The following is a 6268-nucleotide window of genomic DNA, read 5'->3' as shown; positions in this document are numbered from 1 at the left end:
GTAATTTTAGAATCGCTGAAATTACCTCTGGATAATTGTTTCAAGCGATAGGCGGAATGTTTCTTGAATCGTTGCAATACCCCATATTCACTCAAAGTTGTTTCAATATTAATATTATATTATTTGATATTGAGTAAACGTTTCTCAATATTAATTTGAGCTTATTTTATATTGACAAAATATTCTCGGCTCTTGCGGTACTTTTAAGGATACAGCCGGTATACCTGCAATTTGGGACATGATGTAAAGTTATGTTAAGCATACCCTCTATCTGTTTCAGGTAGGGGTGTTTTTTATTTCCATACTCCTGCTTTGTTATGTTTAACAATATTTTCCGCAGTTTCTAATGAACTTTGATTAGGACAATTATTCTGTTTTAGTTTAGCTATAGCGGTATGCACTTGAACGAGATACAGAATTTACCTAAAATGAGTCAAACTAGGCAATGTTTGAATGTTTGAAAGACAAAATACATGAATACTTTACAAAACTTTACGTCGTGCTAAATTTTGCGCGAATCTTGTCTTTACCCCATATTTTATGAAACTATTGATAGAGAAAGTTTTTGAGTTTTTTTAGTGTAAAAAATTTCCGTTTCGGCACGGTTTAGCTAATTTTGAATTGGCGAAAATCTAAATTGCTGCAAATAACAATTGTCAAAAATACAAAAATTTGCAAATAAACAAATACAAATTGTCACCATTTCATTAAAATAGACAAAATGGTTTCGGAGTGGAAAACGTGATTATTACCCTTGCCAGTTTCAAGGGTGGCGTTGCTAAGACAAACAGTGCCATCCATATTGCTTGTTATCTTTCACAAAAAGGCAGTACCCTGTTAGTTGATGGCGATCCCAACCACAGTGCTACCAGTTGGGCAAAACGGGGAACTCTACCATTTAAAGTGGTGGATTTATTATCGGCTTCCATGCACAGCCGTAACTATGATCATGTGGTGATCGACACAGCAGCCCGACCTAGCCAGGAAGATTTAGAAGCACTAGCAGATGGGTGCAATTTATTAATTTTGCCCACCACCCCTGATGCCTTAGCGATGGATGCCCTGTTGCAAACTGTTAGCACTCTAAAATCATTGGGAAGCGATCGCTTTCGCGTATTACTTACAATCATTCCTCCAGCACCCCGACAAACTGGACAACAAGCGCGGGAAGCATTAGAGGCAGAAGGTATACCCTTATTTAAGCAGGGGATTAGAAGATTTGCTGCCTACGAAAAAGCCGCATTGGAAGGAAAACCAGTTTATCAAGTTAAAGACCGCAGCAGTAAAATTGCCTGGGGAGAGTACCAAAAGATAGGTAAGGAGATACTGGGATGAACAAACCTAGCCCCTTTAAAAAAATATTTGAAAATCGGGAAGAAACACAGCCAACAATTGAACAATCTACTGTGCCATCCGCCAAGGAGGATAAAGAGCAACCAGAACCACTACCAATACAACAACCAGAAAAGAACAAACGCGGTAGACCTGCAACTGGTAAACGGTCTGACAATGGTTGGATTGGGCGCACTTACTACGTACAACGTACCACAGATTTAGATGTAGAAGAAGAATTACTAAAGCTAAAAAGACGTGGCATTGAGGTTGATAAAAGTGAATTGGTAGATTTTCTTATGGCTGTCTGGGTGAAATGGCAACAAGGTGAAAATATAGATTTGTTAATTGACGAATTTACGCCAAGGCGAAATTCTAAATAAAAACACCGTGATTAATTCCCATGACTTGAATTTCTGTCATTATTTTGTACTATTTTCTATACTCCCAAAACTCCTGGATGCCCCTATGCAAACAACCCCTGAATCCTTTTTATTTCCCGCAGGGGGGAAATTATAGGGGCATAGCTGTTGCGGCTTACAATCATAAACCCTCCGGCTCGCAAACAAGAAAATTTCTGGCTCACATTAATTGCAATTAAGATTGTGTTCCGGCTCATATTAATTGCAACTAGACTCAAATTAAATGCAAATGGGCTTGCAATCATAAATCTCGACTCACATTAACTGCAACTGAACTCGTAACAGAAAACTGGCCACAGAATATTCTTTCCGTTGCGAGTCTTAAAAGAGAATTGACGGTAAAATGGACATCTCACCTCCCCAGTTCTATCAAATGATCAACTAAAACTCGCAACAGAAATTTTGGATTGGCAAAATGCACCTGTTGGAGCGCATTGTCCCTAATTATTGCAGCTAATAACTTCTAGCTTATTTGCAAATAATGTGAACCGGAGAGTAATGATTGCAAACTGGTTGCAAATAATCTGAGCCTAATTGCAGATAATTTGAGCCGAACCAACATTTCAGTTGCAAATAATGTGAGCCGGAAAATGTCTTGTTTGCAAGCCGGAGCATTTATAATTGCGAGCCACAACAATTAATATAGTAAGAACTCTGTTGTCCAGAGGAAAGAACAAAATCACCTTCTTGATACGCAAGTCGGCAAAATAAATCTAGTAACTTTTGACGGAGAGTGGTTAAATCAGTGGTAGTTGCCCAAATGTTTGGGTTGCTAGAAACTTCGGCGGAATAAGACATTACAAACAATTAAAAGTTGTGTTAAATCAAAATTGCAACTCAACAGAGTTATCTTTATTAAGCATAAATTAAGATTTACCCAAAAAGTAGCGAGAATTAAATTAATTTAATTCTGTCCGCAGCAACGAGTGTGGTTTTCTCTCTGAAAATGTCAATCCCCCTCTTCACTCATGACTACCTTACCCCGAAAGACAAAGTAGTTGTAGATGTTGTAAAACAACATAATGGGAATCAAAAACCCAATGAACGTAATCATAAAGACCATTGAAGTGGCAGAAGAAGCAGCTTGATAAATGGTAATAGATGGGGGAATAATGAAAGGAAAGGCAATAAATCCCAAACCTATAAATGTCAGCAGAAATATTAATGCTGTGTAAACAAATGAAGCAATTTCTTCTTTTTTATCTAAGCTTTTGAGTAGCAACCAAATCAACAGCATACCCAATAAAGGAATCAGGGCAAAAATATAAACCTCTGGTTGATGAAATAGCCTAGCTCTAGCATTTTCATAAACAATTGGCGTAGTAATAGTAATTAAAATTGCGCCAATTAAAGTTGTCCAAGCTGCTAATTTAGCAGTTTTAAAATGAGTTTCCTGTAATTTCCCTTCTGTTTTGAGAATTAGGTAAGTTGAACCAATCAATACATAACCTTGTACAAGTGTCAAGGCTGTTAATAATGATTGCCAACTTAACCAATCCCATATTCCACCAATAAAATGCCCAGCAGCATCAACTTTGATTCCTGCTAATACACCACCCAAGGCAAATCCTTGAAATAAGGAAGCAATGAAACTGCCAATTCCAAAGGCAAAATTCCAGAAACTTTTATTATCAGAATGTTCCCGAAATTCAAAGGCAACAGCCCGCAGAATTAACCCTACAACCATTACCATCAAAGGTAAATAAAGGGCAGTGAGAATTGTCCCATAAGCCAAAGGAAAAGCCCCAAATAATGCCCCAGCCATTAAAACTAACCAAGTTTCATTAGCATCCCAAACATTACCTAAACTGGTCATTAATAGGCTACGGCGTTTTTCATCAGAAGAAGTCAAAGAGAGGATACCAACGCCTAAATCAAAGCCATCTAAAAGCACATATAGGAACAGAAAAAGCCCTAGAATTACAAACCAAACTTGTGGTAAAAAGCGCAATAAAGCTTCCATAGAATTGTTCCTATTGTGGCGTTTCCAGAGGACGACTATCGGGAATATGACTCACAGATTCAGTAGCAATTACTGTTTTGATCTCACCTCCAGGTATTGGTAAAGTTAAATCTGGTCCTTTGCGAATAATGCGGCTACCAAAAAACATGGCTGAGACAAACAAAACGCTGTAAAGAAGGGCAATAACTGAGAGTGAAAATAACACTTCACTTGGTTCTAAATGAGAAGCTGCATCAGTAGTACGAATTTGCCCATATACTGTCCAAGGTTGTCTTCCTACACAGCGCACAATCCAGCCTGATTCAATTGCTAGATAGCCTAAAGGTGCAGCTAAAATCCAAGCCCGTAACAACCATTTTTGCTGATTGATATTATTGGCATTCAGTTTACCTCTAAGCCATTGAAGGATACTCCACAGCATTAATCCGACTAAGAAAAATCCGATTCCCGCCATGATTCGGAAAGAATAGAAAATTAAAGGAATCATTGGTGGACGGTTTTCTGGTTTCCATTCTTTGAGTCCCAAAACAGGATCAGAAAGTTTAGGTTTGAGTTCTAAAATGTAACTTAAACCATTAGGAATAGAAATTTCCCAATCATTTTTTTCCGCTTTGCCATTAGGAGATGCTAATATACTCCAATTTGCAGATTCTCCAGCGGGAATTGTTTCCCATTGGGCTTCTATTGCTGCTAATTTAGTTGGTTGATAGTGATAAACTTGATCACCACTAGCATGACCAATTAATACTTGTACAGGAGCGACAAAAATAGATATTGCTAAAACTATTTTAAATGATTTGCTAAAAAATTCTTGATAGCGATTATTGAGAATATACCAAGCACTAATTCCCCCAATGACAAATAAAGAAGTCTCCAACGTTGCCAAGAACATATGGAGAACACTATTCACCATGAAAGGATTTAAAATTGCTTGAAAATAGTCATCAACAATAAACTTACCATTCACCATTTGTCCACCACTAGGAGTTTGAAACCATGAATTAGCAACTAAAATCCAGAATGTGGAAAGATTCGCACCAAAAGCCACAAGAATAGTCGCTAAATAGTGAATTACGGGAGGAACTCGCTCCCAACCAAACATCATAATTCCTAAAAAAGAAGCCTCTAACATAAATGCCATTGAGCCTTCAAATCCCAGAATACTACCTAAGAAATCTCCTACCGCTTCTGATAGTGGGGCCCAGTTAGTCCCAAACTGAAAACCCATTGGTAAACCTGATGCAACACCAATTCCAAAGTTTAGTAAATACAGTTTTGACCAAAAACGAGCATGATGATAATAAGTAGGGTTTTTGGTTTTTAACCAGAGTCCTTCGACGACAATTAAGTAGATAGACATACCTGTAGTCAGAACAGGCCAAATCATGTGGAAAATCGCCGTAAATGCAAATTGCAACCGTGATAACGCGACGGTATTAGATAAAATTTCCATACTCTTTAAGGGAGTTACGCAAAAGGGCTAAATACCTATTCAGGATACACATTAATATTTGTTTACATTATATTACTTCCAAAAGTTTTAAGCTTTGAAATGTTTGACAATCGGTCGTTTAAGGTTTGACAATCGGTCGTTTTATACTTGTTCTATGCAAAGGTATTAACTGCAAAGATACCCATATCAAAACTAACCTAAAATATAACAGTACAGAATAAATCTTTTGAGATAATTTTAATATTTTTGTAAAAACATGAGATTATATTGATAATTACTCTCAATACAACTGAGAATTATTTCTAAATAATGGTAAAAAATCATCTCGGCTTGTTACAGCCTGGTCAAATTGCCACAATTTCCCAATTGCATAGTGAACCTGGATTACACCAACGCCTTCTAGCAATGGGTTTCCGCACCGGTAGACAAGTTGTGATGCTACGTCGGGGATGGCTTTCTGGACCACTTCATGTTCGCATTGGCACAACAGAAGTGATGCTACGTTGTCGGGAAGCTAGAGAAATAGAAGTTACAAATGTGAGTGTAAAAGCATGACTATCAAACAGATTGCGGTTTTAGGAATGCCAAACACTGGCAAATCCACATTTTTTAACCGTTTTACAGGCGCTAATGCTAGTATCGGCAACTGGCCAGGGATGACAGTAGATTTGATGATGGCAAAAATCAAACTTGGTGAGGAAGAAGCCGAGGTAGTAGATTTGCCGGGAATTTACGATTTACGGGGTTTTTCGGAAGATGAGGCTGTGGTGCGGCGGTTTCTGGAAAGTACACCAGTACATTTAATAATAATAATTCTCAATGCTACTCAAATTGACCGCCAAATTAGTCTAGCTTTACAGATAAAACATTTACATCTTCCCGCAGTATTATTACTGAATATGGCAGATGAAGCCCCAAAATTTGGGGTAAAAGTTGAGCCTGATAAAATAGCCAAGCATCTGGGAATACCAGTATTGCCCATTAGTGCTAAGTATGGTAATGGTTATGATGAAGCAGTAAAAGCGATCGCTCATAGTCTCCAGCAACAGGAAGAAGCAATCACAGCAGGTTCTTTAGAACCCACATTCCGCACCCTTA

6 protein-coding genes and 1 pseudogene are annotated in these 6268 nt (G+C 37.9%); 4 read left to right on the top strand and 3 right to left on the bottom strand.

Going from position 1 to position 6268, the window contains the following annotated elements; translation table 11 throughout:
* Positions 1-741: 741 nt before the first annotated feature.
* Together CUN59_RS20420 and CUN59_RS20415 are read left to right on the top strand one after the other, a co-directional pair.
* Positions 742-1335: a ParA family protein gene (locus tag CUN59_RS20420; RefSeq protein ID WP_104389541.1), complete on the top strand. Its 594-nt coding sequence runs from the start codon at positions 742-744 to the stop codon at positions 1333-1335.
* Positions 1332-1715, top strand: coding sequence for a hypothetical protein (locus tag CUN59_RS20415; RefSeq protein WP_104389540.1), 384 nt, complete (start codon positions 1332-1334; stop codon positions 1713-1715). The genes CUN59_RS20420 and CUN59_RS20415 overlap by 4 nt, the downstream gene beginning before the upstream one ends.
* 675 nt (positions 1716-2390) lie before the next feature.
* On the opposite strand, the pseudogene CUN59_RS20410 reads toward CUN59_RS20415, so the two are convergent.
* The 3 genes and pseudogenes from CUN59_RS20410 to CUN59_RS20400 all read right to left on the bottom strand — a co-directional run.
* Positions 2391-2552: pseudogene (locus CUN59_RS20410) on the bottom strand (orotate phosphoribosyltransferase); the annotation flags it as partial.
* A gap of 151 nt (positions 2553-2703) precedes the next feature.
* Positions 2704-3717, bottom strand: a complete 1014-nt coding sequence (gene cydB, locus CUN59_RS20405) for a cytochrome d ubiquinol oxidase subunit II (protein ID WP_096662865.1) — start codon at positions 3715-3717, stop codon at positions 2704-2706.
* A gap of 10 nt (positions 3718-3727) precedes the next feature.
* Positions 3728-5170 (bottom strand): cytochrome ubiquinol oxidase subunit I, encoded by a 1443-nt coding sequence (locus CUN59_RS20400; RefSeq protein ID WP_096662868.1) that lies wholly within the window; start codon positions 5168-5170, stop codon positions 3728-3730.
* Positions 5171-5479: 309 nt separating this feature from the next.
* Here CUN59_RS20400 and CUN59_RS20395 point away from each other — a divergent pair, with 309 nt between their 5' ends.
* Both CUN59_RS20395 and CUN59_RS20390 read left to right on the top strand, forming a co-directional pair.
* Positions 5480-5725 (top strand): FeoA family protein, encoded by a 246-nt coding sequence (locus tag CUN59_RS20395; RefSeq protein ID WP_096662871.1) that lies wholly within the window; start codon positions 5480-5482, stop codon positions 5723-5725.
* Positions 5722-6268: FeoB small GTPase domain-containing protein (locus tag CUN59_RS20390; protein WP_207765457.1), on the top strand; the 547-nt coding region annotated here is incomplete at its 3' end. The genes CUN59_RS20395 and CUN59_RS20390, both read left to right, overlap by 4 nt.

The organism is Cuspidothrix issatschenkoi CHARLIE-1 (genome assembly GCF_002934005.1).
GTDB classification, from domain to species: domain Bacteria; phylum Cyanobacteriota; class Cyanobacteriia; order Cyanobacteriales; family Nostocaceae; genus Cuspidothrix; species Cuspidothrix issatschenkoi.
This window is presented reverse-complemented; position numbering and strand designations above follow the sequence as displayed.

Coding starts and splice junctions, on each gene's coding strand:
- CUN59_RS20400 (WP_096662868.1), bottom strand. CDS start 5,170: ATGGAAATTTTATCTAATACCGTCGCGTTATCACGGTTGCAATTTGCA.
- cydB (WP_096662865.1), bottom strand. CDS start 3,717: ATGGAAGCTTTATTGCGCTTTTTACCACAAGTTTGGTTTGTAATTCTA.
- CUN59_RS20395 (WP_096662871.1), top strand. CDS start 5,480: ATGGTAAAAAATCATCTCGGCTTGTTACAGCCTGGTCAAATTGCCACA.
- CUN59_RS20415 (WP_104389540.1), top strand. CDS start 1,332: ATGAACAAACCTAGCCCCTTTAAAAAAATATTTGAAAATCGGGAAGAA.